The organism is Mixta theicola (genome assembly GCF_002895925.1).
Taxonomy (GTDB): domain Bacteria; phylum Pseudomonadota; class Gammaproteobacteria; order Enterobacterales; family Enterobacteriaceae; genus Mixta; species Mixta theicola.
On the sequence record NZ_NWUO01000018.1, the window covers coordinates 34,067 to 58,684 of the forward strand.

Sequence of the window (24,618 nt, forward strand, 5' to 3'; positions counted from 1 at the left end):
CAGAGAACAGCGAGGGGCCGGATTTTAAAATTACAACAGTGACTTAGCTTTGGCGACAACGTTGTCAACGGTGAAGCCAAATTGTTTAAACAGCAGTTCCGCCGGCGCCGACTCGCCGAAAACGCTCATACCGACAATCGCCCCATGCAGGCCCACATATTTAAACCAGTAGTCGGCGATGCCCGCTTCTACTGCAACACGCGCAGTCACGGCTTTCGGCAGTACGGCTTCACGGTAAGCGGCATCCTGCTTGTCAAACGCGTCGGTAGAGGGAATAGAGACCACGCGCGCCTTCACGCCCTCGGCCGTCAGTTTGTCCCACGCGGCAACCGCCAGCTCAACTTCCGAGCCGGTAGCAATGAAGATCAGCTCCGGCTGGCCCACGCAATCTTTCAGCACGTAGCCGCCGCGGGCGATGTTCGCCAGCTGCTCTTCAGTACGCTGCTGCTGCGCCAGGTTCTGGCGGGAAAGGATCAGCGCGGTCGGGCCGTCCTGACGCTCAATGGCATATTTCCACGCCACCGCAGATTCCACCTGGTCACACGGACGCCAGCTGCTCATGTTCGGGGTCATGCGCAGGGAAGCCACCTGCTCTACCGGCTGGTGAGTCGGGCCGTCTTCACCCAGGCCGATGGAGTCGTGAGTGTAGACCATTACCTGACGCTGTTTCATCAGCGCCGCCATTCGCACCGCGTTACGGGCATATTCCACGAACATCAGGAAAGTGGCGGTGTACGGCAGAAAGCCGCCGTGCAGAGAGATACCGTTGGCGATAGCGGTCATACCGAACTCGCGCACGCCGTAATGGATGTAGTTACCCGCGGTATCTTCGTTGATGGCTTTCGAGCCGGACCACAGAGTCAGGTTCGATGGCGCGAGATCTGCGGAGCCGCCGAGGAATTCCGGCAGCAGCGGACCGAAGGCTTCAATGGCGTTCTGCGACGCTTTACGGCTGGCGATTTTCGCCGGGTTCGCCTGCAGCTTCTCGATGTACGCCTGCGCATGGCTGGAAAAATCCGTGGGTAATTCGCCCTTCATCCGGCGGGTAAACTCGGCGGCCAGCTCCGGGAACGCCTGCGCGTAGGCCGCGAACCTCTCGTTCCAGGCAGACTCTTTTGCCTGACCGGCTTCTTGCGCATCCCACCGGGCGTAGATGTCAGACGGGATTTCGAATGCCGGGTATTTCCAGCCCAGCGCTTCGCGGGTCAGCGCGATTTCTGCATCGCCCAGCGGCGCGCCGTGCGATTCGTGCGAGCCCTGTTTGTTCGGCGAACCGAAACCGATAATGGTTTTGCACATCAGCAGGGAGGGTTTATCGGTCACCGCGCGGGCTTCTTCTGTTGCGCGTTTGATAGCGTCGGCATCGTGACCGTCAACGCCGCGCACCACGTGCCAGCCGTAAGCCTCAAAACGGGCAGCGGTATCGTCGGTGAACCAGCCTGCAATATGACCGTCAATGGAGATGCCGTTGTCATCATAGAATGCCACCAGTTTACCCAGCTTCAGCGTCCCGGCCAGCGAGCAGACCTCGTGCGAGATGCCTTCCATCATGCAGCCGTCGCCCATAAAGACATAGGTAAAATGATCCACGATGCCGTGGCCCGGACGGTTAAACTGCGCCGCCAGGGTTTTCTCGGCGACCGCCATCCCGACCGCGTTAGCGATCCCCTGCCCCAGCGGGCCGGTAGTGGTTTCCACGCCGGGAGTGTAGCCCACTTCCGGGTGGCCTGGCGTTTTCGAATGCAGCTGGCGGAAGCTCTGCAAATCGTTAAGCGAGACCTCATAGCCCGTCAGGTGCAGCAGGCTGTAGATCAGCATCGAGCCGTGACCGTTGGAGAGAACAAAGCGGTCGCGATCGGCCCACGCCGGGTTGTTCGGGTTGTGGTTGAGGAAATCCCGCCACAGGACTTCCGCAATGTCCGCCATTCCCATCGGTGCGCCGGGGTGGCCGGAATTCGCTTTCTGCACCGCATCCATCGACAGCGCGCGCAGCGCGTTGGCGCACAGGCGGCGGGTAATATTCGTCGTGCTCATCAATACGTTCCCCACTCCTTACAGCATCTGTCGAATCTGGTTTTCCAGCTTCACCTGATCGACGGCAAACAGCCGGATGCCTTCCGCCAGTTTTTCGACCGCCATCGGGTCCTGATGATGTTCCCAGAGGAACTCCGCCTGGGTCAGCGGGCTGGGGCGGGTTTCCGTCACGCAGCCGGGTTCCAGCTGGCGGCTCAGCGCATCGCCGCAGGCGGCCAGTTCATCCAGCAGCGCCGGAGAGAGAGTCAGCCGATCGCATCCCGCCAGCGCCTGGATCTGCTCAATGCGGCGGAAGCTGGCGCCCATCACTACGGTGCCGTAGCCGTGAGACTTATAGTACTGGTAAATCCGGCGTACCGACTCAACGCCGGGGTCGCGGTCAGCCTGGTATTCTGCCTGCGGCTGATTCTTCTGATACCAGTCGTAAATCCGGCCGACAAACGGCGAGATTAAAAAGACGCCCGCTTCGGCACAGGCCCGCGCCTGGGCGAAAGAGAACAGTAGGGTCAGGTTGCAGTTGATCCCGCTCTGCTCCAGCTCTTCCGCCGCGCGGATACCTTCCCAGGTAGCGGCGAGCTTAATTAAAATGCGCTCCGGCCCGATGCCGTTTTTCTCGTACAGCTGGATAAGCTTGCGCGCCTTCGACACGCACATGCCGCGATCCCAGGCGAACCGCGCATCCACTTCGGTGGAGATACGCCCCGGCACGTGGCGCAGCACTTCCGTACCAATATCCACCGCCACCTGATCGCAGGCGTTGATCAGCTGCGTTTCTGCGCTGCCACCCTGACGGCGGGCCTTGCCGATGGCGTCGGCGATAAGCGGCTGGTACTGGGGCAGCCGCGCGGCCTTCAGCACCAGCGAAGGGTTGGTGGTGGCGTCCTGAGGAGCGAATTTTTTAATGGATTCGATATCGCCGGTATCGGCCACAACCGTCGTGTATTTTTTCAGTTCGTCTAGCTGGCTCATAGTCTGTTCCTTCTGTTGCGCCGGCGGAAACTAGTCTCTGGCATGCTGGAGTTCGTAATAATCGATACGCTCCACTTTTGGCGCAGAGCCGCCGCCTTCATATTCGGACTCCAGCCATGCCTGAATAATCTTTTTCCCTAATTCCGGGCCAATAACGCGCGCGCCGAGGGTAATAATTTGCGCATTGTTGCTTTTACGCGCCCGCTCGGCGGAGAAGGTATCGTGGCACTGGGCGGCGCGCACGCCGGGCACTTTATTCGCCACAATGCTCATGCCAATGCCGGTGCCGCAAATTAAAATCCCGCGGTCGTGCTCTCCTTGCTTAATCGACATCGCGACCGCATGGGCAACATCCGGGTATACCATACTGCCCTGACGTTTATCGCTGCTGTAATCTGCGACGTTAATTCCCAGCCCATTTAAATAGGCGACGATAGCATCGCGGAAAGCATAGGCGGCATCATCCGCACCAATAGCGATTGTTTTCATGATAGTTTCCTTAAATTAGCAGTACGTTTTAATTCAGTTTTAATTTAATGCCGGGTAGAAAGAAATTCGGTCGCCAGGTTGGATAGCGTGCGGCGGGTTTCCGCTCAGGTGAACCGTACCGGGTAATTCGGCAGCCAAGGCTCCATCAAAACTTAAGGTAATATGCCCAAGCAGTTTTAAATTAACCGTTGCCACACGCCCCACCGCCGTCACCCGATATATATCCTCATTGATTTTCATTATTTGTCCGGGCGACAATTCCGCAGTCAGCTCACTTCCCTGGTGTACGGCGCAATACATCGCCATATCGTCAGGAACGGAATCAGCAAATAAAATCAGTTTCTGTTCCCCCAGATAATCTTTGACATATTCCCCAACCGCCGTGATAAGTAAAGAATATACAGAGACAGGCATATTATTTATTCTCTTTAGCGGCAGCTGAAGTTAATGCTACCTTTTCTTTACTCTCTTCTTTCGCCGGTGCTACTACCGGGAGGCGTTTTTTCAAACGTTTATCAAACCAGGCCACCAGAATCGGCGCGGTAATCATGGTAATGATGCTCGCCGTCGCCAGCTGCGCCGTGGCGGCGTCAACGTATATCATCAGAGAAGGGTCCGCCTGGGCTACCATCGCCGGAGTTAACGCGGAGCTTGCAGCGGTGGTGCCGAGCGCGGCTCCCAGCGCCGTTTTCTTTTTCAGAAACAGGTTGTAGACGAAGTAGAACACGATCCCGGTCATCGCGGAGATAATGCCGAGCAGGATGCCGGAGAGCCCGGCGGTAAAGACCGTATTGATACTGGAGTTCGCGCCGATAGCAAACGACATAAGGATGATAATTAGCGGCTGAGCGGCAGCGCATAACTGCTTGAAGCGTTCATCAAGGTTACCCCACAGCATACCGATCAGCAGAGGGATTAGCATCGACAGCAGCGCGGCGAAAGGAATATTGGCCAGCCCGCTGACGCCCAGCACCATCATCGTGACGAATGGGCCGTCTTTAACGCAAAATATTGAAATCGCCCCGGCATCGCTGGCATCGCCGTAGTTACTGCACAGGGCGATATACAGGGAGCTGTTCGAGCTGGTTAAGCAGGCGATCAATGCCAGCATCGAAATACCGAGAAAACCATTCGGGCCAAACAGCGCCCCGGCCACCCACACGGCCAGCGCACCCGCCAGACATTTAAGAAACAGTAGCACCGCGCCTTTATATAATGGCAACCCCGCCTGACGAATATTAATAGAGGTGCCGCAAACCAGCAGAAATATTCCCATCATCGCGCTGGAGCCAACTTTAAACAGCGCCGTAGTCGGCCCGCCAATACTTAAAACCTGTGGAGCAAAGGTATTAATAAGAATCGCCACCATTAACGGAATAATAATTAAACCGCCTGGCACCTTATTCATCTTTTCAAGTATATTTATGTTCATAGGGTAACTCATAAAGTATGATTGAACAGAGGTAACGACGCAATACCACCCGGACGACAATTACGCCGCATTGAGTTATAGTCCTTCAGGGTTATTACCGTGCTTCTTTATAAATTCGTTCGACAATCGTACTTATAATATCTTCCGGGCCGGTTAGTCCCCCTTTTCCGACGCAAATCAGGCCTGCATAATCACCGCCAATGATTCGTACCATATCCGTTTGCGGAATAACGTAATCAATCATTTCAATACCGCTAGCGCCGAGCTCCTTAAGCACATTGACCATGGTATCGCCACCGGTCATATACAGACCTTTAATTTCGTCGCCGGCGCAGTTAAGCACCTCACGCACGATACGGCCCAATCCCTGGTTAATATTTTCCGCCGCCTCGCCGTGCGCCAGGCCAAATCGCTGCTCTTCTTCCTGCAGGTCCAGCAGCCGTCCGGTTAAGGCCGACTCAAAAACGAATAACGCATTTTGCTGTTCCGGCACGCACTGCCGGGCATATTGCGCCACGCGATTGACTTCAATTTCGGCGGCGTTTTTCTTATCCACCAGCAGTTCGGCATCAACCGGAATATGGCAAACGCGATCGTCATTGGCGATCAGATGCTGGAGCTGCTTTTTAGTGACCGGCGTAGCGCTGCCGGCAACCACCAGAATGGATCCACGCTGGCTTTCGGCCGCTGCCAACGTGGGCGCATTATTACGCGCTTCCCGCATCAGGTCGCGACGCACCGCCAGCCGCTCGGTAAACGGACCAGGATCGACCGCCAGCACGTTCCAGTTCAAAGCAACTACGGCGCCGGCAATGGCATCGACATCCTCAACGGTAATCGCGTCCACGACGATAACCCGTACGCCGCGCTGCTGCTGAGCCTGTAAATCCTGCTGTATCTGCTCCTCACCTTTCATCACCGAAGCCAGCGCGACATGGCCGACCTGATGATGAGTTTGCGCCGCCAGCAGCCCCGGAACCCACGACTCGGTTACAGGCGTACGCACGTCGCGCGCCACATCGGTCCGCGACAGCGCGACGGAATCAATCACCGAATAGCCGCCGACGAGGATCCGGCGCGATTGCGGCATCGCCGGGACGACGACCGCGACGGTTTCCAGCGGCAGCTGCTCCAGCATGGCGTCGATTTCAAAACCAATACCGCCGCGCAGGGTGGTGTCGATACGCTTGGTAAAGTAGTGCGCACCGCGCGCCTGCAATTGCTTAACCGCCGCGCTGACCTGCTGCTGCGCCTCCGCTTTCGGCAATGGACGACTGTCGCTGCTGACCACCATCGCCGGATATTCAACCTCATTGCGGGCAAACGATTCGGTATCGAAAAAGGCGGCGGTTTTTAAGCCGCTGCGCGCCAGCAGGACGCCAACGGTAGTGGCGCCGGTGAGATCGTCAGCGACGATACCCAGTTTGCCCCCCTCGCCCTGCGGCCAGACCATTTCGATGCAGGCCGGCGTGACGCCGGAAACATATATTCCTTCGTGAATAAATTCTGCCAGCGGCCCGCTTTTGCCGGTCGGATGTAAATTGATCGTTGGAATGCCGCGTTTCGAATAGAGACCGCAGCGCAGCGTACCGCCGCAGTCGATTACCATCAGGCCAATTTCCTCTTCCGGCGGTTCGCCGTTTTTAAACACATCGACGGACGGCCAGCCGGTTAGTTCACTCAGACGCTCAACTACCGGGGGACAAATCCCCCCGGTGATATAAGCAATCTTTTTCGCCTGGCTAATATTAATGGTCAGCGGCCCGCCCCAGCCTTTACTGCCCTTGCTAATCAACAGATGTTTTTCCATTTCTCTGTCCTTTTTGATTCGCATTAACGTCAGCGATTATTGATGTTTCATTTTCCAGTAGCGCACGGCCACCAGCGTGGACTCCAGCATGCTGACTGTGCCCGCTTTACCCGTACCGGCAATATCAAAAGCCGTACCGTGATCGACGGAACTGCGCATAAACGGCAACCCGAAAGTGATGGTGATAGAGCGTTCGAAGTCGAGCGTTTTGCAGGCGATATGCCCCTGATCGTGATACAGAGAGAGGATCGCGTCGTAGCGGCCCTGCTTACCCAGATGGAACACGGAATCTGCCGGTACCGGCCCGATGGCGTTGATGCCCATCGCCTGCGCCGCCTTCACCGCCGGAATCAGATTGTCGGCTTCTTCATGACCAAACAGGCCGTTGTCGGAGCCGTGCGGGTTCAGCGCAGCCACCGCGATGCGCGGGTTTTTAATATTGAGCGCGGTAAATTCATGGTGGATCTGCTGTACGCAGGCCAGCACGCGCTCTTTGTTGGCGTAATCGCAGGCATCTTTAAGCGCCATATGACGGCTAACGAAGAAGACGCGCAGGTTATGAACATGGAACATCGTCAGGCCGTAATCAGACTGCGTTTCCACCTGATAAATTTCGGTATGTCCCGGTAATTTACAGCCTGCCAGTTTGATCGCCTCTTTATGGATAGGCGCGGTGGAAACCACATCGATCAGGCCCGCCTTGCCCAGCTCGATCGATTTCATCACGTAGTCCAGCGACATTTGTCCGGCAAGCTTCTGTACTTTGCCCCATTCGATGCTCTCGCAGTCATAATCGCCGGCTTCCAGTATGTCCAGCGTGCCCCAGCTAAAGCGGGCTTCGTGCGGATGGGAAATTTTATTTATCGCGAAATCACATCCCATGATCTTCATCGCTCTGGCGATAATCGGGACCGAGCCAATCAAAAAAGGTTTGCACTCGTCGTAGACGCTTTTGTCCATCATCGTCGCGACCGTAATCTCCGGGCCGATCCCGGCAGGATCGCCAATGGTAATTGCGACAACGGGTTTCTTCTCTTGTGACATCGTGGGCCTCTCATAGTGGAAATCAGACTTGTTCATATGATCTAGTGTTAATCATATGAGCAGAACATTACCTGATGATCGCGCGGTTATTAGTGATACTTGTCACATAAAAAAGCCAATATGATTATTTTATAAAAAAACGTGATCCAACATATGTTCATACAGTGATAAAAAGTTCAATCTTGCATACCAGCAATCGCCCTTTCACTACAACTTATTGATTCACTTAGCATGGAGAACAGAAATGAAACCGATTTGGTTAGGGACCAGCTGGAAAATGAACAAACCGCTGTCGGAAGCCAGAGCGTGGTGCGAGACCCTGGCGCAGCGGCTGCCTGACGTTATCCATCCAGCAATTCAGCCGTTCGTTATCCCGCCTTTTACCGCCATTCAGCTGGTCAGCCGTTATATGCAGCAGCACCAGCTTCCCTGCCTGACCGGCGCGCAAAATATGCATGAAGCGGAAAACGGAGCCTGGACCGGAGAGATCTCTGCCGCCATGCTGGCAGAGACCGGCGCGACCCTGGTTGAACTCGGTCACTCGGAACGACGCGGCGCCTTCAACGAAACCGACGCCGCCATTAACAAAAAGGTGCATAGCGCGCTGCGCCACGGCCTGCGCCCGCTCGTCTGCATTGGCGATAGCGCCGACGAAAAGCGCTGGCAGGTTTCACGCGAAACCGTGGTGCGGCAGATGAAAATCGCTCTGCACGGCTTAAGCGAGCAGCAAGTTTTACAGACGCTGGTCGCCTATGAACCGGTGTGGGCCATTGGCGAACACGGTATCCCGGCAACACCGGAGCAGGCTGGAGAGATCCACCACGCCCTGCGCCAGGCGCTTTGCGAAACCTTCGGCGTGGAAACCGGACAGCGTATTCCCCTGCTCTATGGCGGTAGCGTCAATCGGCTAAATGCCGTAGAGCTACTCCATCAGGATGATATTGATGGGCTGTTTATTGGCCGCGCGGCATGGGATGCCAACGGTTATTGCGACATTGTTCAACGTGTTACACAGGAATTTATTCTTCAGGCGCAGTAATATTAGGAAGACATCAGAGATGGAAACACCAAGCGATGACTGAACAAGACTCAGATTATGCCCTGCTAACTGAAATTGCCGTGGCCTATTACGATCAAGAACAGACTCAGGAAGAGATAGCGAAACGCTTCGGCATTTCGCGCATCAAGGTTGGACGATTGCTGAAGAAAGCTCGTCAGGAAGGGATTGTCGAGATCAGCGTGAAATATCACCCGGTTTTCAGTTCACAGATAGAGCAGCAGTTTATTTCTCATTTTGGCATCAAGCGCGCGCTTATCGCCCTGGATCATCACGATGAGGATGAACAACGTCAGCAGGTGGCGGCGCTGGTCAGCAATTATCTGGCTGGCGTTTTGAAAAACGACATGACCGTTACCGTTGGTCAGGGACGCAACGTCGCCGCCGTCGCCAGTCACGTGGGGATCTTTCCAGAGCGCAACTGCCGCTTCATTTGCGGCATCGGCGGGACGAAGCGTGATAATCAGCTGATCGATGCCGACCACATTAGCCGTAATCTGGCGCGCAAATTCAACGGCTTTAGCGAAACCCTCTATGCCCCGGCCTATGTCGAAACGCCGGAGCTGCGCTCGGCGTTTATGCAAAACCGGCTGATCAAAGCGACGCTGGAACAGGCGAGCAAAGCGGATGTGGCGATCATCGGTCTTGGCGATATGAATGAAAACAGCTTTATGGTTCAGCTAGGCTGGTTCACGCCGCAGGAAATCGCTACCGCGCGTCAGGAACAGGGCGTGGTGGGCGATCTCGCGGGCTATAGCTTTTTCAATATTCATGGCAAACCGGTCGATACGGTTATGAACGATCGGGTCATTGGTCTGAGCCTTGAGCAACTGCGCACCATCCCCTGCGTGATTGCCATCGCTTCGGAAAGCACCAAAGCGACCGCTATCCTTGGCGCCCTGCGTACCGGTGTTATCGACGTGCTGGCGACCAGCGCGTCCAACGCCCGGACGGTGATTAATATGCAAAAAGCGTTGTAACACAGGGTCGCTGGCGCGGCCCTGTCTGCAGTTATCGTTAGCTTAACGCGCTTAGCAGGCTGGCAAGCTGTTAACGCGCAAGCGCGGCTTAGCCTTAACCACCATAAAAGAAGCCTTCTTTCATCATTCTTCAGGAAGCATCGGTCATCTGTGCAAAAAATTCATTTAGCGATGAAAATCTTTTATTCTTTATACGTTACGTTTTCTTTTGAGGATCTGGTTACGTTGATGCCATACAGACGCGCGACATGAGACACGGACATGCCGGGTTCCATTTCTTTCTGAAGAATGGCCATTTTTTCCTGAGGGGCGCACCGATGCCGCCGCTCACGACCTGATAACACTTCAACCCTCTATTTGTAAGCCGGTATTCTTCCAGCGTCAGGTTGTTCAGGGACTGGTGAGGGCGTTCACGGTTATATTCGTGTAACCACCTCTCTGTATTTTCCCGTACTTCATTCAGCGTTCGGAACAGGTAAAAATCGAGTATTTCTGTCCGGTATGTCCGGTTAAATCTTTCGATAAAGGCATTCTGGCACGGCATTCCAGTCTCAGGTCAGCAAACATCTGCTTCCGACGGCGGTTCTCATCTTCAGGGTCTTTTATCTTTTTAATATCAGAAGCTTCCATACCACCATATTTAGACTTCCAGTTGTAGCAGGTGGCTTCAGTGATACCGGCCTCGCGGCAGACATCTTTCACGGTTCGTCCGGCTTCAACCGACTTAATCACGGTGATGATCTGATGCTCAGTAAAACGGGCCTTACGCATAGCGATCTCCTTCATTGGCAATATGAGTATGCCGGAAGATCTCTGAATGTGAATGGGACGATTATGCGGGGTACTTACAGTATTACGACGGGAATATTTTTTCATGGATAGCTGGGAAAGATCGCACGTAAGAGAACCGGGCTAAGCCCGGTTATTTCACTTCGACTTATTGAGTTTTCTCTCTATTAGCCGAACCGTAATCTGGTAGCCAATTATAGTGACTGAAGTACAGCCGAGCAGCAACGAGATGCCTACAAATCCTTCTACGTCATGTTCTCCAAAGAAACTAGCCGCTTTGATCCAAAATTCTCGCTCACCGGCAGTAACAGGAGAAGAGGGACGAGCCAGAAGAAATGTCAGTAGAAAAATCCCAACCCCAAGAAGGATTCTAAACCCCGTTGGGACACGTCGAATTATCATTCAGGATCACCTCAATCGTACCATATGACATCAAGCCATTGGCCAGTCTCACTTGCGGAGTCGAAATTAATGCCTGCCGAATAACCATAAAATCAGTTCTGTGCTGAAGGGTTATACAACCTAATGATACCCCCAGAGGCCCTGGCGGATGCAGTCGAAAGTTTCCTCTCTCGACACCGTTAATCCATGTGTAATCATCAATTTTTCCGTCATCTCGATACAGGGCAAACCATTCCTATTTGATAACCGGCGTCGGAGTTGGCCATGAATAAAAATCATGAAGGTCTGTGCGGATCATCCCCTTCCAGCCTCCAGTTGGCCTTTTGACGATGTAATAGCGACCACCGGGAATTGGGCCATTATTGGGTATTCCTACGCAGCCTGCTCGGTTACGATATTGAGCATTACCTGAATAAGCCATAAATGTACCGACGCCATAGATCAACAAAGGGCTGAAGTCGGCACCATTAACAACAAATTTTCCTTGTAAAGACATTTGGCCAAGTTCCTTTTTCGTTAGTTCCATAAACGATAAAAAAATTCTAACACACCAAAGTCTTATTGTTTGTGCGGTTTTAAAAGTGGCACGATGCTCTCTAACTGCTCGATAGTCACATGTCCAGCAATCGGATGGTTTCATGCTTCCGCTGATTGGCCACATCGTACAGCCAGCGCAGGCCATAACGGCTTGCGATTTCAACGTCAACGGTGCCCCCCATTGGATACAGACGCGTCATTAACGGGATATAGAAACTATTACGGGTGTAGACGGGATACTTACACCACCAGTAAGTCGTCCCTGTAAACATCTCATCTCATCATGCCATCCATATTTAGAGCTCTTCCGGCATGGGTTTCTTCAGGCTATAGCCTTACAGGAGCAATCACCACCTCCACAGAAGATGGTTTATGGCTGGCAATAAAAAAGCAGCGGTTTGGCCGCTGCTTTTTTTAATCCTGAAGGCTTCGCGATTATTTGCTGGTGTCCAGCGCCGGGAAGCTTTTTACCAGATCATCGATAGCTTTCATCTGTACCAGGAACGGCTCCAGCTTGTCCAGCGGCAGCGCGGACGGGCCGTCGCATTTCGCATTAGCCGGATCCGGATGCGCTTCGATAAACAGACCCGCGATGCCTACCGCCATCCCGGCGCGCGCCAGCTCAGCGACCTGTGCACGACGGCCGCCGGACGCGGCGCCAAACGGATCGCGCGTTTGCAGCGCGTGGGTCACGTCAAAGATCACCGGGCTGTTGTTAGAGACTCTCTTCATTACGTTGAAGCCCAGCATATCAACAACCAGATTGTCATAACCAAAGTTAGCGCCGCGATCGCACAGAATAACTTTGTCGTTACCGCCTTCGGCAAACTTCTCGACGATGTTGCCCATCTGACCCGGGCTGACGAACTGCGGCTTCTTCACATTAATCACCGCGCCGGTTTTCGCCATCGCTTCAACCAGATCGGTCTGACGCGCCAGAAACGCAGGCAGCTGGATCACATCCACTACGTCCGCGACCGGCTGCGCCTGTGAAGCATCGTGTACGTCGGTAATGATTTTTACGCCGAACGTTTGCTTCAGCTCCTGGAAAATTTTCATGCCCTCTTCCAGGCCGGGACCACGATAGGAGTGAATAGATGAACGGTTAGCTTTATCAAAAGAGGCTTTGAAAACGTAAGGGATACCCAGCTTGTTGGTCACGGTAACGTAGTGTTCGCAGATGCGCATCGCCAGATCGCGCGACTCCAGTACGTTCATTCCACCAAAGAGTACAAACGGCAGATCGTTGGCGACCTGAATATCACCGATACTGACAACTTTTTCTTTCATGCCTTCGCCTTTTTTCATTGAATGGCTACCGCCGCTTAGTGCAGCGTCACCTGTTTCTGTTCTATTGCGTGAATCTGAACTTTAATCATTTCGCTAACCGGATCTTCCGGGCATTGTTCGACAAAATAGTTCAGATCGGTCAGGGCAACGTGTTCGCAGTCAAGCTGCGCATAGATCAGACCACGGTCGCGAATTTCATACGGATCGTCCGGATCGATTTCCAGCAGCAGGTTGCAGACGTTAAGCGCCAGCTCCATACGCTTTTCTTCCATCAGCGCGGTTTTCAACGTATCCAGCATTTTGCGGATAACGGTTGACGACTCCGCCTCATCCAGATCTTCATCATACAGTTCCGCCGTTGGGCTGATATTGCCTTTCAGCCAGACCTCCAGGGTATGTTCGCTGAGCGTGTCACCGTTAAACGGATTGATCAGCCACATCTCGCCATCCATCCAGTCGGCGCGTAAAATCAACTGCGTCGGGAAAATAACCGGCATAAGCGGCAGCTCCAGCTGATGCGCAATATGCAACAGCACCACGCCCAGCGATACCGCCGTTCCCCGACGCGTATTCAGTACGTTGTCCAGCCAGAGCACGTCGGAAAGCTTATAGACGCCGCTGGCGCCGCCGAATTTCCACTTTTTATAGAATAGCTCCAGCAGCTTTTCCAGCTGAAAATCGGGCCCTTTTACCGTCGAAACGTAGTCGCGCGCTTCCTCAACCAGCGCCTGCAGCTGCGCGTTAACCGCGTCTGTCGGGAAATCGTTGCGGATAGCGCGTGAGGTGGCGATCACCGCTTCACACAGCGGCGCTTCGCTAAAATCTATATTCGTTACTGATGTCATACAATCCCCAAAAGCGGCAGTTTGGTTACGGCCAGCTTAATAATGATGCCCAGCACCGCCAGCGCCACGATAAAGGCAATCCAGCGTACTTTAGCCTCACGCGGGCGACGGCCAAAAGCCACTACGCCCAGGGCGACATAGATAATAACGCCAAACAGCTTTTCCGTCAGCCAGGAACCCTGCGGCGTAAACGGATAAAAGTGCGTAATCATCACCAGGCTTATCCCGGTGATAAACAGCAACGTATCATTAATATGCGGCACAATGCGCACCCAGCGCTGCGACATGATGGCTGAACCACGCTGCAGCCAGAAAAAACGCAGAATAAACAGCAGCGCCGTCACGGCGACGGTGAGCAGATGCAGATGTTTAATCACGCCATAATAAGCGGCCATGATGCTCTCCCTGTTAATAGTTGGCTAAAGTCACGCGATCGTGACCCGCGTAGTCCTGGCAGGTCTCTATTGCCTGATAATCATGGGCAGACAGGATAGTACGCACTGCCGCTCCCTGTTGCCAGCCATGCTCAAGCATTATTGCCCCTTCCGGCAGCAGATAATGCCGGGCCGCCGTTGCAATATGTCGAATATCGGCCAGCCCCTGTTCTTCCGCGACCAGCGCGCTAAGCGGCTCAAAGCGCACGTCACCCTGCTGTAAGTGAACGTCGGCGGCATCAATATAAGGGGGATTGCTGACAATCAGCGCAAACTTTTTGCCGTCCAGCGCGCTGAACCAGTCGCTGAGTAAAAAGGAGACGTTAGCGATCTGCAGCTTGTGCGCGTTGTGCTGCGCCAGCTGTACCGCTTCCGCCACCCGATCGACGCCGATAACCCGGCAATCGGGCCGCTCGCTGGCAATGGCCAGCGCCACCGCGCCGGTGCCGGTGCCGAGATCAAGAATATCAACCGCGCGCTCAGGCAGACGCGCCAGCGCCTGTTCAACCAGAATTTCAGTATCGGGACGCGGGATTAAGGTGACCGGCGAAACGGTGAGCGGCAGCGACCAGAACTCACGCTCGCCGGTCAGATGCGCCACCGGCTCGCCGCGGGCACGCCGGGCGATCAGCGCGTTGAGCTGCGCCAGCTGTGCAGCGTCCAGCGGCGTCTCATCAAACGCCATTAGCCAGCTGCGCGATTTTCCCGTGACAAAAGAGAGCAACACTTCGGCATCGCGCTTCGGGCTTTCGCCGCCGCACAGCGTGGCGCAGGCGGCCTTTAACCAGCTGCGAATCTCCATTAATCCTGCCCGGCAAGCGCAGCCAGCTGATCGGCCTGATGCTCCTGCACAATCGGTTCGATCAAGGTATCCAGCTTGCCTTCCATCACCTCGTCCAGACGGTAGATCGTCAGGTTAATGCGATGGTCGGTCACGCGCCCCTGCGGGAAGTTATAGGTACGGATACGATCGGAGCGATCGCCGCTGCCTAACAGGTTGCGACGCGTGGAGGCCTCCTGCTCATGACGTCGGGCCATTTCAGCGGCATGAATACGCGCGCCCAGCACCGACAGCGCCTTGGCTTTGTTTTTATGCTGCGAACGTTCGTCCTGACACTCCACCACGATGCCGGTGGGCAAGTGGGTGATACGAATGGCCGAGTCGGTGGTGTTTACGTGCTGACCACCGGCGCCCGACGAGCGGAAAGTATCAATTTTCAGATCGGACGGATTAATATCGGGCAGCTCCGCTTCCGGCAGTACCGGCATCACCGCAACGGTACAGGCGGAGGTATGGATACGCCCCTGGGATTCGGTTTCCGGCACGCGCTGCACGCGATGCCCGCCCGATTCAAACTTCAGCCTGCCGTAAGCGCCTTCGCCGCTAACGCGAGCAATCATCTCTTTATAACCGCCGTGCTCGCCTTCGTTAGCGCTAATCACCTCAACGCGCCAGCGGCGCGATTCGGCGAAGCGGCTATACATACGGAACAGATCGCCGGCAAAAATAGCCGCCTCATCACCGCCCGCGCCCGCGCGGACTTCTACAAAGCAATCGCGCTCGTCGTCCGGATCTTTCGGCAGCAGCAATACCTGTAGCTGCTGTTCCAGCTCTTCGCTCTGCGCACGTGCGGTTTTCAGTTCGTCCATTGCCATATCGCGCATTTCCGCGTCGCTGAGCATCTGCTCTGCGGTAGCAATATCTTCCTGTACCTGCTGCCACTGACGGAAGCATTTGCTGACGTCGGTAAGCTGGGCATATTCGCGCGACAGCGCACGGAAACGCTCCTGCTCGGCGATGACGCTGGCATCGCCAAGCATCGCTTCCACTTCTTCGTGGCGCTCCTGCAAGGCTTCCAGTTTGGCAACAATAGAAGTCTTCATCTGGTATGGTTTACCCTGTATTGGTGTGGGATTGTTCTAGTCCAGCCCAAGGCTTTCACGCAGGATCTGCAGGCGCTCAACGTCGCCGTCGCGTGCAGCCTGCTGCAGGGATTTAGTAGGGGCGTGAATCAGCCGGTTGGTCAGTTTATGAGCCAGGTCCTGCAGCACTTCCTGCGCATCCGCGCCCTGCTGCAACGCGGCCAGCGCTTTCGCTTCCAGCTCAGCGCGTATCTGAGCAGCCTGTTCACGGTAGTCTCGAATGGTCTCGACCGCGCCCTGAGCGCGCAGCCAGGCCATAAATTCATTGCTTTCCTGAGCGACGATGGTTTCGGCCTGCACTGCCGCCGCCTTACGCTGGGCCATATTATTTTCAATAATCGCCTGCAGGTCATCGACGCTGTAAAGGTAAGCGTTAGCGAGCTTGCCGACTTCCGGCTCGACATCGCGCGGTACGGCAATATCCACCAGCAGCATCGGCTGATTGCGGCGCGCCTTCAGCGCCCGCTCGACCATACTGCGACCGATAATCGGCAGCGGACTGGCGGTGGAGCTGATAATAATATCCGCCTCCGCCAGACGGCTATCAATATCCGCCAGGCCGATCACTTCCGCGCCGACTTCATCCGCCAGCAGCTGTGCACGCTCGCGGGTGCGGTTAGCGATAATCAGTTTTTTCACGTGATGTTCGCGCAGATGGCGCGCCGCCAGTTCGATGGTTTCGCCCGCGCCGACCAACAGCACGTTAACGGTAGAGAGCGATTCAAAGATCTGGCGAGCCAGCGTGCAGGCGGCAAAGGCAACAGAAACGGCGCTGGCGCCAATATCGGTTTCGGTGCGCACGCGTTTGGCAACGGAAAACGTTTTCTGGAACATGCGCTCCAGTTCGCTGGAGAGCGAATGGCCGCGCTGAGAATCGGCAAAGGCTTTTTTCACCTGGCCGAGGATCTGTGGTTCGCCGAGCACCAGCGAGTCCAGCCCGCTGGCGACGCGCATCAGATGGCTAACCGCCTCATTGTCATGATGCCAGTAGAGGCTTTTACGCACCTCGTCTTCACGCAGGTTGTGGTATTCACACAGCCATTGCACCAGACGTTCATGCAGGTTTTCCTGCTGCTCTACGCTAAGATAGAGTTCAGTACGGTTACAGGTAGACAGCACAACGCCTCCCTGCACCATCGGCTGCGCCAGCAGGCTGTTTAAAGCCTTATCCAGCGTATCCGGCGAGAAGGTAACTCGTTCGCGTAAGGCAACGGGTGCCGTTTTATGATTTATTCCGAGGGCCAGCAGCGTCATGGTGAATCAGATCGGGTTATCCCAATATTGTTGGGGTTTTATGAGGCGCATTCTACAAGATGCGTGAGATCATGAAAAGCCATACAAAGACTATGACTGTAATAAGATATAGCTGATAAGACTGAATTTGGGTAATTCGACGTTGACGGGTAGCAGGTGAATGATTAGCGTTACTCGTTTGGCTCTAAAAAGTGTGTCTGAGGAGATGACCCGGTGTTTGATCTGTTTATCCGCCGCCCTTTGCGGCTGCTTCCCCTTGCCAGCGTACTGCTGGCGGCCTGTACCATCAATAAACCACAAGGCCCCGGTCAGAGTCCCACCTCTTTGCAGTGGCAGCAACACCAGCAGGCGGTACAAAAAATCACCCGCTATCAAACGCGCGGTGCTTTCGCCTGGCTTTCTGACCAGCAAAAGGTCTATGCGCGCTTTAACTGGCAGCAAACCGCATCTGACCGCTATCGCTTGTTGCTGACCAACCCGCTCGGCAGCACCGAACTGCAGCTGGATGCGCAGGGCTCAACGGTGCAGCTGGTGGATAACAAAGGCAAACGCTACGTCAGCAACGATGCTGAAAAAATGATCTCGCAGCTGACCGGCATGGATATTCCGCTGGCGAACCTGCGTCAGTGGATGCTCGGCCTGCCGGGAGACGCCACCGATTTTACCCTGGACGAGCAATATCAGCTGCGCACGCTAAGCTACAGCCGCAACGGGCAACGGTGGAATGTCACGATTCAGGGCTATGACAACAAGGTTACCCCGGCGTTGCCTGCCAGCATTGAGCTAAAACAGGGCGATAAACGTATCAAACTGCGCATGGATAGCTGGACCGTACAATGATCACCACCTGGCCCGCACCGGCGAAGCTAAACCTGTTTCTCTATATCACCGGCCGTCGTCCTGACGGCTACCACAATCTGCAGACGCTGTTTCAGTTTCTCGATTATGGCGACAGCCTGCAAATTACGCCGCAGCCGCACGGCGAGATTCGTTTATTAACGCCGGTTCCCGGCGTGGCGGATGAGGATAACCTTATCGTGCGCGCCGCACGGCTGCTGATGCGCGCCTGCGCCGATCGCGGCACGCTGCCGGCGCAGGCCGGCGCGGATATTGCCATTGATAAGCGTTTGCCGATGGGCGGCGGACTGGGCGGCGGTTCTTCCAACGCCGCTACGGTACTGGTCGCGCTTAATCATCTGTGGAATACCGGGCTGGAAACCGAGGCGCTGTGCGCGCTGGGTCTGCAGCTGGGCGCCGATGTTCCGGTCTTCGTGCGCGGCCACGCGGCCTTTGCCGAGGGCGTAGGCGAAGCGCTGCAGCCCGCCGCGCCGACGGAAAAATGGTATCTGGTGGCGCACCCTGGCGTGTCCGTTCCTACCCCGCTCGTGTTTAACGATCCTGAACTGACGCGTAATTCGCCGGTACGCTCATTTGATGCGCTGTTACAGGCTCCTTTCAGCAATGATTGTGAGACAGTCGTAAGAAAACGTTTTCGCGAGGTTGATGCGCTTGTTTCCTGGCTGCTAGAATACGCGCCGTCGCGCCTGACAGGAACCGGCGCTTGTGTGTTTGCAGAATTCGACACCGAGTCCGCTGCCCGTCAGGTGCTTGAGCTGGCCCCGAACTGGATGCAGGGATTCGTGGCGCAAGGCGTAAACCTTTCGCCTCTTCACCGCATTCTTTCAGGGCACCTGGCGTGAAGTGACAGTGTCACCCTGTTCCTGATGCTGCACAGAACGCTTTAATACACCCGTATGCACGCATGCGACGGATATAGCGCGCCCGTTGCCGTCCGCTGTGTGCATTCTCTGGACGCAAAGCCTGAGGTTCTTCTCGTGCCTGATATGAAGCTTTTTGCTGGTAACGCCACCCCGGAACTAGCACAACGTATTGCCAACCGCCTTTACACCAGCCTGGGCGACGCCGCCGTCGGTCGTTTCAGCGATGGTGAAGTGAGCGTACAAATCAATGAAAATGTACGCGGTGGTGATATTTTCATCATCCAGTCCACCTGTGCCCCTACCAACGACAACCTGATGGAGCTGGTTGTAATGGTAGACGCGCTGCGTCGCGCTTCCGCTGGTCGTATTACCGCTGTAATTCCCTACTTTGGCTATGCTCGTCAGGACCGTCGCGTTCGTTCAGCGCGCGTGCCGATTACCGCTAAAGTGGTTGCGGATTTCCTTTCCAGCGTCGGCGTTGACCGCGTGCTGACAGTGGACCTGCACGCAGAACAGATCCAGGGCTTCTTCGACGTTCCGGTTGATAACGTGTTCGGTAGCCCGATTTTGCTGGAAGATATGCTGCAGATTGGTCTGGAGAACCCGATTGTGGTTTCCCCGGACATTGGCGGCGTCGTACGCGCCCGCGCCATCGCTAAACTGCTTAACGATACCGATATGGCCATTATCGATAAACGTCGTCCGCGCGCTAACGTTTCTCAGGTTATGCATATTATTGGTGACGTGGCAGGCCGCGACTGCGTACTGGTTGACGATATGATTGATACCGGCGGCACGCTGTGTAAAGCGGCCGAAGCGCTGAAAGAGCGCGGTGCCAAACGGGTCTTCGCCTATGCAACCCATCCGATTTTCTCTGGCAACGCGGCGGAAAACCTGCGTCACTCAGTTATTGATGAAGTTGTGGTTTGCGATACCATCCCGCTGGCCGACGAGATCAAGGCGCTGCCTATTGTGCGTACCCTGACGCTTTCAGGCATGTTGGCTGAAGCGATTCGCCGTATCAGTAATGAAGAGTCCATTTCCGCGATGTTTGAACATTAATCGCTGATATATTGAAAACCGGGCTCATGCCCGGTTTTTTTTATCTAACTCTTTGCGCCATCTGCAGATAAGCCTGCCGCCCGTATAGCTAATCCCACGATCGTTCGTTCGCAAAACGCGTAATGTTACCGGCACTCTCTTTTACCGCTGCGTTAAGCGCTTTTTACAACCGGCGAGTCGTGATATTTTGCTGCGGTTTTTTATGGGGAAGCTCTTTATGGCGCTTGATGTCTACACCCTGTTTATCTGTGAACTCTATGTGCTGGGCTTTCTGAGCATCATTATGATTTTTGCCTGGAGCGGCGCGCACTACGATCGGGTGCTGGGGTTTACTACCATAGCAATTATCGCCACTATGGCCTCGGTATGGCTCGGCAGCCTGCGGAGCCACGGCCATTTGTTTCTTCCTGTGGCGGTGGGCAATACGCTGGTGATGCTGGCCTATGGCATGTGGCTGAACGCCTTTCGCGTTTTTGCCGGGCTTCGCCCAGGGCCTGGCTGGTTATTTGGTGCGCTGCTTTGGGCGCTGCTCTGCTGCTTTCCTTCGTTTTTTTACTCCATGCCGAAGCGTATTATGGTGAGCTGCCTGCTGTGCATCAGCTATACCGTCGCGTTGATTACCCTGCTTACCCGCTCACGCGCCTGCCTGCAGATCACCTTCTGGCCAGCGCAGCAGCTGCTGTGCTTGCATCTGATTTTTCATCTCTCGCGCATGTGTTTCGACAGCGGCTCGTCCGGCCACGGCGCGATGGGCAACAGCCCTTTTGCCAGCTATGTAATTCTGGAGTCAACGCTGTTTGTGATTGGCCTGACCTTCACCATTCTGGCCATGGTTAATGAGCGCACACAGATACGCTATAAACAGGCTTCGCTGCGCGATCCGCTTACCGGCGTCTGGAACCGACGTGGATTGTTTGCCCAGGTGGGGATGGCCGAGAAAAAAAGCCTGCAGAAACAGCTCCCCCTTGTCGCTTTGGTGTTCGACCTGGATCATTTTAAAAACATTAACGACCGGTATGGTCATAACCAGGGCGATCGGGTGCTGCTTGATTTTTGCCGCGTCGTGGAGAAGGTTCTGCCTGCGGAATGCACGTTTTCCCGGCTGGGCGGCGAGGAATTTGCCGCGTTTTTTGTTGGCGATGTGCAGAAAGCGCAGAGTCTGTGCGAAGATATTCGGCTGCTGGCGATGATTTCTCGCCCGGATAATATTGAATATACGGTGAGTATTGGCATTGCCGCCGGCAGAACCCACAGTTTTTCAACGTTAATGATGATGGCTGATAAAGCGCTCTATGAGGCTAAAGCGGACGGACGCAACCGTATTGAAATGACCTCAGCGCCGCAGGCCGCGACGCTGGATAAACTTAAGCTTTAATGGGTGTGGGGGCGATGATGTGAGGCGCGACGGCAGCGCTGATCGCCGCAGTGGCGCAGCCAGTAATAGCGATCTGCCACCTTTTCGCGACCGCTAATACGTGCGCCAACCAGCCACAGCAGCGCGCCGATAAAAATACAGAGGATCGCGACGGGTGTTAATACGGCAGGCAACTGGAGCTTCGGCAGTTGGTTAAGTACCGCATAACCGATCCCCACAATCATGGTCAGTAATCCAAGACCCATCAGGCCATTACCTGCAATCATTGCGCTTTTACGTTTCATTCCCTGCCTCCTCTTTTTGGCTACCCAGCACATACTGTTAAATCACCATAAGCTTAGGAGATGATCCATCCGCTCGTTGCGTACACGATCACACATTTTAACTACTGTTTGATAAATCTTATCGATAACCTGCTGTATTTATATAGAAAAGGTATTATTACCTGGCGCAACTAAAAGCGCCGCCCGCTTTGTATTCTGACCGGCAGGCCGCTACACTATCGCCCTTCGGTTTTTAGCAGGAAATACACCGTGAGTGAGATTAAGCTGATTGTTGGCCTTGCCAACCCTGGCGCCGAATACGCCGCAACGCGCCATAACGCTGGCGCCTGGTATGTGGATTTGCTTGCAGAGCGCCATAATCAGTCCCTGAAAGAAGAGAGTAAATTTTTTGGCTATACCGCGCGGCTCAACCTGGCGGGGAAAGATGTACGCCTGCTGGTGCCGACCACTTTTATGAACCTGAGCGGTAAAGCGGTGGCGGCGATGGCGACTTTCTATCGCATCGCGCCCGAAGAGATTCTGGTGGCCCATGATGAGCTGGATTTGCCGCCAGGCGTGGCGAAGTTCAAGCTGGGCGGCGGACATGGCGGTCATAACGGCCTGAAAGATATTATTAGCAAGCTGGGAAACAATCCCAACTTTCATCGCCTGCGCATCGGCATCGGTCATCCGGGCGATCGTAATAAGGTGGTGGGTTTTGTGCTGGGTAAACCGCCAGCCTCTGAGCAAACGCTGATCGATAATGCGGTTGATGAAGCGGCCCGCTGTACGGAAGTCTGGTTAAAGGACGATTTGCTGAAGGCGATGAACCGCCTGCATAGTTACAAGGCGAGTTAATGTTATGCCTGCCGCGCTAATCCGGCAGGCCGCCGATTTCACTGAGCGGCAGCGGCGCGTACAGATAGTTCTGCAACGCCCAAACGCCCTGCTGCTCCAGCATTGTCCGCTGCGCCTCATCCGCCACGCCATCGACAATCAGCCGGTTGGTCATTTGCATAATCTGCCGCAGCAGCACGATAAACATCGATTTATGCACGTTTTCGGCGAAGAAACGCCGGTCCAGCCTGACCGCTTCAAATATATGGCTTTGCACCGCATTCAGGTTGGCGTAGCCAGCCCCAAGATCGCTCAGCCATAAAATATTCAGCTGTTCGCTCAGCGTTCTTATTAATGGGTTATTGATTCCATCATGCAGATTGGGGAACGCTTCGGATAACGACAGCCGTAAAAAAGGCAGATGATGCAGAATATGGCGAATAAATGCCGACTCGGTGACCCGCTGCGCCAGCGTAAAATCCAGCGTAATACAGCAAAGCCACTGGCGCTGACGCAGCAAGGCGGACATGCTTTCCAGGCTCAGCAGCTGTTGAATTAACAGCTCTTCCCGCTGCGCCGTAGGCAGGCTGTTCAGCTTCAGCCGACCGACCTCGCCGCGATATGCGTCCGACTGCGGCTCATCATAATGCAGATCAAGCGCAACGATACGCCCGGCAGGCGTATGCAGCACATCGCACATTATTTCCAGCGGCTGTTGCGGCTTGCTCATATAAAACTGGTTGCGCCTCCCGCCTCTCGTTACGTCTCGTTCTTATTATTAGCAACAATCAGCACAATTGCAGATTTAAAACGCTTTTTCCCGCAGGCCAGGCATGAAATCAGCCGCATCCGGGCCATAATTACGTGTATAATAGCGGCAAATTTTTCATGTCATTACCGGCAACGGTTATTGTCCGGTTATCTCAGCAATTAAGGTGATTCAAACATGGGATTCAAATGCGGTATCGTGGGCCTGCCTAACGTGGGTAAATCCACTCTGTTCAATGCGTTAACCAAAGCGGGCATCGAAGCAGCGAACTTCCCGTTCTGTACCATTGAGCCTAATACCGGCGTGGTGCCAATGCCTGATTCACGTCTCGATAAGCTGGCGGAAATCGTTAAGCCGCAGCGTATTATCCCGACCACAATGGAATTCGTTGATATTGCCGGTCTGGTAAAAGGGGCATCCAAAGGTGAAGGCCTGGGCAACCAGTTCCTGACCAATATCCGTGAAACCGAAGCGATTGGCCACGTAGTCCGCTGCTTTGAAAACGATAATATTATTCATGTTTCCGGCAAAGTAAACCCGGCGGAAGATATTGACGTAATTAATACCGAACTGGCGCTTTCCGATTTGGATACCTGTGAACGTGCCCTGCAGCGCGTACAGAAGAAAGCCAAAGGCGGCGATAAAGACGCTAAGCTGGAGCAGGCGGCGCTGGAAAAATGCCTGCCGCACCTGGAAAATGCCGGTATGCTGCGCGCGCTGTCGCTGGATGAAGAAGAAAAAGCGGCGATCCGCTATCTGAGCTTCCTGACGCTGAAGCCGACCATGTATATCGCTAACGTCAATGAAGATGGCTTCGAGAATAACCCTTATCTGGATCAGGTACGCGCTATCGCTGAACAAGAAGGTTCCGTGGTGGTGCCGGTTTGCGCCGCCGTTGAATCAGATATTGCCGAGCTGGAAGATGACGAGCGCGCCGAGTTTATGGCGGAGCTGGGTCTGGAAGAGCCGGGCCTGAACCGCGTTATCCGTGCGGGCTATGCGCTGCTGAATTTGCAGACCTACTTCACCGCTGGCGTGAAAGAAGTCCGCGCCTGGACTATTCCTGTCGGTGCCACCGCGCCGCAGGCGGCCGGTAAAATCCATACCGATTTTGAAAAAGGCTTTATCCGTGCGCAAACCATCGCTTTTGATGATTTCATCACCTATAAAGGCGAACAGGGCGCGAAAGAAGCCGGCAAAATGCGTTCAGAAGGGAAAGAGTACATCGTTAAAGATGGCGATGTAATGAACTTCCTGTTTAACGTCTAAATAAGTTTTGTTGTCTCATGAGGCTTCACTGAA

Annotated in this window: 23 protein-coding genes and 4 pseudogenes; 8 read left to right on the plus strand and 19 right to left on the minus strand. The window is 54.7% G+C overall.

Going from position 1 to position 24,618, the window contains the following annotated elements:
- Positions 1-30: 30 nt before the first annotated feature.
- From tkt to pdxA, 7 genes are all read right to left on the minus strand, one after another.
- The gene (tkt, locus tag COO59_RS18275; RefSeq protein WP_103061154.1) at positions 31-2,034 is read right to left on the minus strand and encodes a transketolase; all 2,004 of its coding nucleotides are present in this window, start codon (positions 2,032-2,034) and stop codon (positions 31-33) included.
- Between the two features lie 18 nt (positions 2,035-2,052).
- On the minus strand, positions 2,053-3,003 hold the full coding sequence (gene tal, locus COO59_RS18280) for a transaldolase (protein WP_103061155.1): 951 nt from the start codon (positions 3,001-3,003) through the stop codon (positions 2,053-2,055).
- A gap of 30 nt (positions 3,004-3,033) precedes the next feature.
- Positions 3,034-3,492 carry an RpiB/LacA/LacB family sugar-phosphate isomerase gene (locus tag COO59_RS18285; RefSeq protein ID WP_103061156.1) on the minus strand — a complete coding sequence of 153 codons (459 nt, stop codon included), beginning with the start codon at positions 3,490-3,492 and terminating at the stop codon, positions 3,034-3,036.
- Positions 3,493-3,531: 39 nt separating this feature from the next.
- Complete coding sequence (locus tag COO59_RS18290) at positions 3,532-3,906, minus strand: PTS glucitol/sorbitol transporter subunit IIA (protein ID WP_103061157.1); 375 nt, start codon at positions 3,904-3,906, stop codon at positions 3,532-3,534.
- Position 3,907: 1 nt separating this feature from the next.
- Positions 3,908-4,924, minus strand: a complete 1,017-nt coding sequence (locus COO59_RS18295; protein ID WP_103061158.1) for a 2-keto-3-deoxygluconate permease — start codon at positions 4,922-4,924, stop codon at positions 3,908-3,910.
- Between the two features lie 94 nt (positions 4,925-5,018).
- Positions 5,019-6,734: a four-carbon acid sugar kinase family protein gene (locus COO59_RS18300; RefSeq protein ID WP_103061159.1), complete on the minus strand. Its 1,716-nt coding sequence runs from the start codon at positions 6,732-6,734 to the stop codon at positions 5,019-5,021.
- 36 nt (positions 6,735-6,770) lie between these two features.
- Positions 6,771-7,778, minus strand: coding sequence for a 4-hydroxythreonine-4-phosphate dehydrogenase PdxA (gene pdxA / locus COO59_RS18305; protein ID WP_103061160.1), 1,008 nt, complete (start codon positions 7,776-7,778; stop codon positions 6,771-6,773).
- A gap of 244 nt (positions 7,779-8,022) precedes the next feature.
- Here pdxA and COO59_RS18310 point away from each other — a divergent pair, with 244 nt between their 5' ends.
- Both COO59_RS18310 and COO59_RS18315 read left to right on the plus strand, forming a co-directional pair.
- Positions 8,023-8,817: a triose-phosphate isomerase gene (locus COO59_RS18310; RefSeq protein WP_103061161.1), complete on the plus strand. Its 795-nt coding sequence runs from the start codon at positions 8,023-8,025 to the stop codon at positions 8,815-8,817.
- A gap of 35 nt (positions 8,818-8,852) precedes the next feature.
- Positions 8,853-9,815, plus strand: a complete 963-nt coding sequence (locus tag COO59_RS18315; RefSeq protein WP_103061162.1) for a sugar-binding transcriptional regulator — start codon at positions 8,853-8,855, stop codon at positions 9,813-9,815.
- 325 nt (positions 9,816-10,140) lie between these two features.
- Here COO59_RS18315 and COO59_RS21690 read toward each other — a convergent pair.
- The 10 genes and pseudogenes from COO59_RS21690 to hemA form a co-directional block, all read right to left on the minus strand.
- Positions 10,141-10,368 (minus strand): annotated as a pseudogene (locus COO59_RS21690) (integrase core domain-containing protein); the annotation flags it as partial.
- Positions 10,350-10,586: pseudogene (locus COO59_RS21695) on the minus strand (transposase); the annotation flags it as partial. The pseudogenes COO59_RS21690 and COO59_RS21695, both read right to left, overlap by 19 nt.
- A gap of 388 nt (positions 10,587-10,974) precedes the next feature.
- Positions 10,975-11,502 (minus strand): annotated as a pseudogene (locus tag COO59_RS18330) (DUF2778 domain-containing protein).
- Positions 11,503-11,632: 130 nt separating this feature from the next.
- A pseudogene (locus COO59_RS18335) lies at positions 11,633-11,773 on the minus strand (IS21 family transposase); the annotation flags it as partial.
- A 205-nt stretch (positions 11,774-11,978) separates the two neighbouring features.
- Positions 11,979-12,833: a 3-deoxy-8-phosphooctulonate synthase gene (kdsA, locus tag COO59_RS18340; RefSeq protein WP_103061181.1), complete on the minus strand. Its 855-nt coding sequence runs from the start codon at positions 12,831-12,833 to the stop codon at positions 11,979-11,981.
- 35 nt (positions 12,834-12,868) lie between these two features.
- Positions 12,869-13,678, minus strand: coding sequence for an invasion regulator SirB1 (gene sirB1, locus COO59_RS18345; protein ID WP_103061164.1), 810 nt, complete (start codon positions 13,676-13,678; stop codon positions 12,869-12,871).
- Entirely contained in the window at positions 13,675-14,073 is a 399-nt protein-coding gene (locus COO59_RS18350) for a SirB2 family protein (protein WP_103061165.1), read from the minus strand. Before COO59_RS18350 ends, sirB1 begins: the two co-directional genes overlap by 4 nt.
- A gap of 13 nt (positions 14,074-14,086) precedes the next feature.
- Positions 14,087-14,914: a peptide chain release factor N(5)-glutamine methyltransferase gene (gene prmC / locus COO59_RS18355; RefSeq protein ID WP_103061166.1), complete on the minus strand. Its 828-nt coding sequence runs from the start codon at positions 14,912-14,914 to the stop codon at positions 14,087-14,089.
- Positions 14,914-15,996 carry a peptide chain release factor 1 gene (gene prfA / locus COO59_RS18360; RefSeq protein ID WP_103061167.1) on the minus strand — a complete coding sequence of 361 codons (1,083 nt, stop codon included), beginning with the start codon at positions 15,994-15,996 and terminating at the stop codon, positions 14,914-14,916. Before prfA ends, prmC begins: the two co-directional genes overlap by 1 nt.
- A 36-nt stretch (positions 15,997-16,032) precedes the next feature.
- Positions 16,033-17,289, minus strand: a complete 1,257-nt coding sequence (gene hemA, locus COO59_RS18365) for a glutamyl-tRNA reductase (RefSeq protein ID WP_103061168.1) — start codon at positions 17,287-17,289, stop codon at positions 16,033-16,035.
- Between the two features lie 222 nt (positions 17,290-17,511).
- Here hemA and lolB point away from each other — a divergent pair, with 222 nt between their 5' ends.
- The 4 genes from lolB (at position 17,512) to COO59_RS18385 (ending at position 21,447) form a co-directional block, all read left to right on the plus strand.
- Positions 17,512-18,129 (plus strand): lipoprotein insertase outer membrane protein LolB, encoded by a 618-nt coding sequence (gene lolB / locus COO59_RS18370; RefSeq protein ID WP_103061182.1) that lies wholly within the window; start codon positions 17,512-17,514, stop codon positions 18,127-18,129.
- Positions 18,126-18,989: a 4-(cytidine 5'-diphospho)-2-C-methyl-D-erythritol kinase gene (gene ispE, locus COO59_RS18375; protein WP_103061169.1), complete on the plus strand. Its 864-nt coding sequence runs from the start codon at positions 18,126-18,128 to the stop codon at positions 18,987-18,989. Before lolB ends, ispE begins: the two co-directional genes overlap by 4 nt.
- A gap of 135 nt (positions 18,990-19,124) precedes the next feature.
- Positions 19,125-20,072, plus strand: a complete 948-nt coding sequence (gene prs / locus COO59_RS18380; protein ID WP_103061170.1) for a ribose-phosphate diphosphokinase — start codon at positions 19,125-19,127, stop codon at positions 20,070-20,072.
- 217 nt (positions 20,073-20,289) lie between these two features.
- Complete coding sequence (locus tag COO59_RS18385) at positions 20,290-21,447, plus strand: GGDEF domain-containing protein (RefSeq protein ID WP_103061171.1); 1,158 nt, start codon at positions 20,290-20,292, stop codon at positions 21,445-21,447.
- On the opposite strand, the gene ychH is transcribed toward COO59_RS18385, so the two are convergent.
- Entirely contained in the window at positions 21,444-21,731 is a 288-nt protein-coding gene (gene ychH / locus COO59_RS18390; RefSeq protein WP_103061172.1) for a stress-induced protein YchH, read from the minus strand. The genes COO59_RS18385 and ychH overlap by 4 nt on opposite strands.
- Positions 21,732-21,980: 249 nt before the next feature.
- On the opposite strand from ychH, the gene pth reads away from it, so the two are divergent.
- Positions 21,981-22,568, plus strand: a complete 588-nt coding sequence (gene pth, locus COO59_RS18395; RefSeq protein ID WP_103061173.1) for an aminoacyl-tRNA hydrolase — start codon at positions 21,981-21,983, stop codon at positions 22,566-22,568.
- Positions 22,569-22,584: 16 nt separating this feature from the next.
- Here pth and COO59_RS18400 read toward each other — a convergent pair whose 3' ends face one another.
- Positions 22,585-23,277, minus strand: coding sequence for an EAL domain-containing protein (locus COO59_RS18400; RefSeq protein ID WP_240614162.1), 693 nt, complete (start codon positions 23,275-23,277; stop codon positions 22,585-22,587).
- 216 nt (positions 23,278-23,493) lie between these two features.
- On the opposite strand from COO59_RS18400, the gene ychF reads away from it, so the two are divergent.
- Complete coding sequence (ychF, locus tag COO59_RS18405; RefSeq protein WP_103061174.1) at positions 23,494-24,585, plus strand: redox-regulated ATPase YchF; 1,092 nt, start codon at positions 23,494-23,496, stop codon at positions 24,583-24,585.
- Positions 24,586-24,618: the final 33 nt, after the last annotated feature.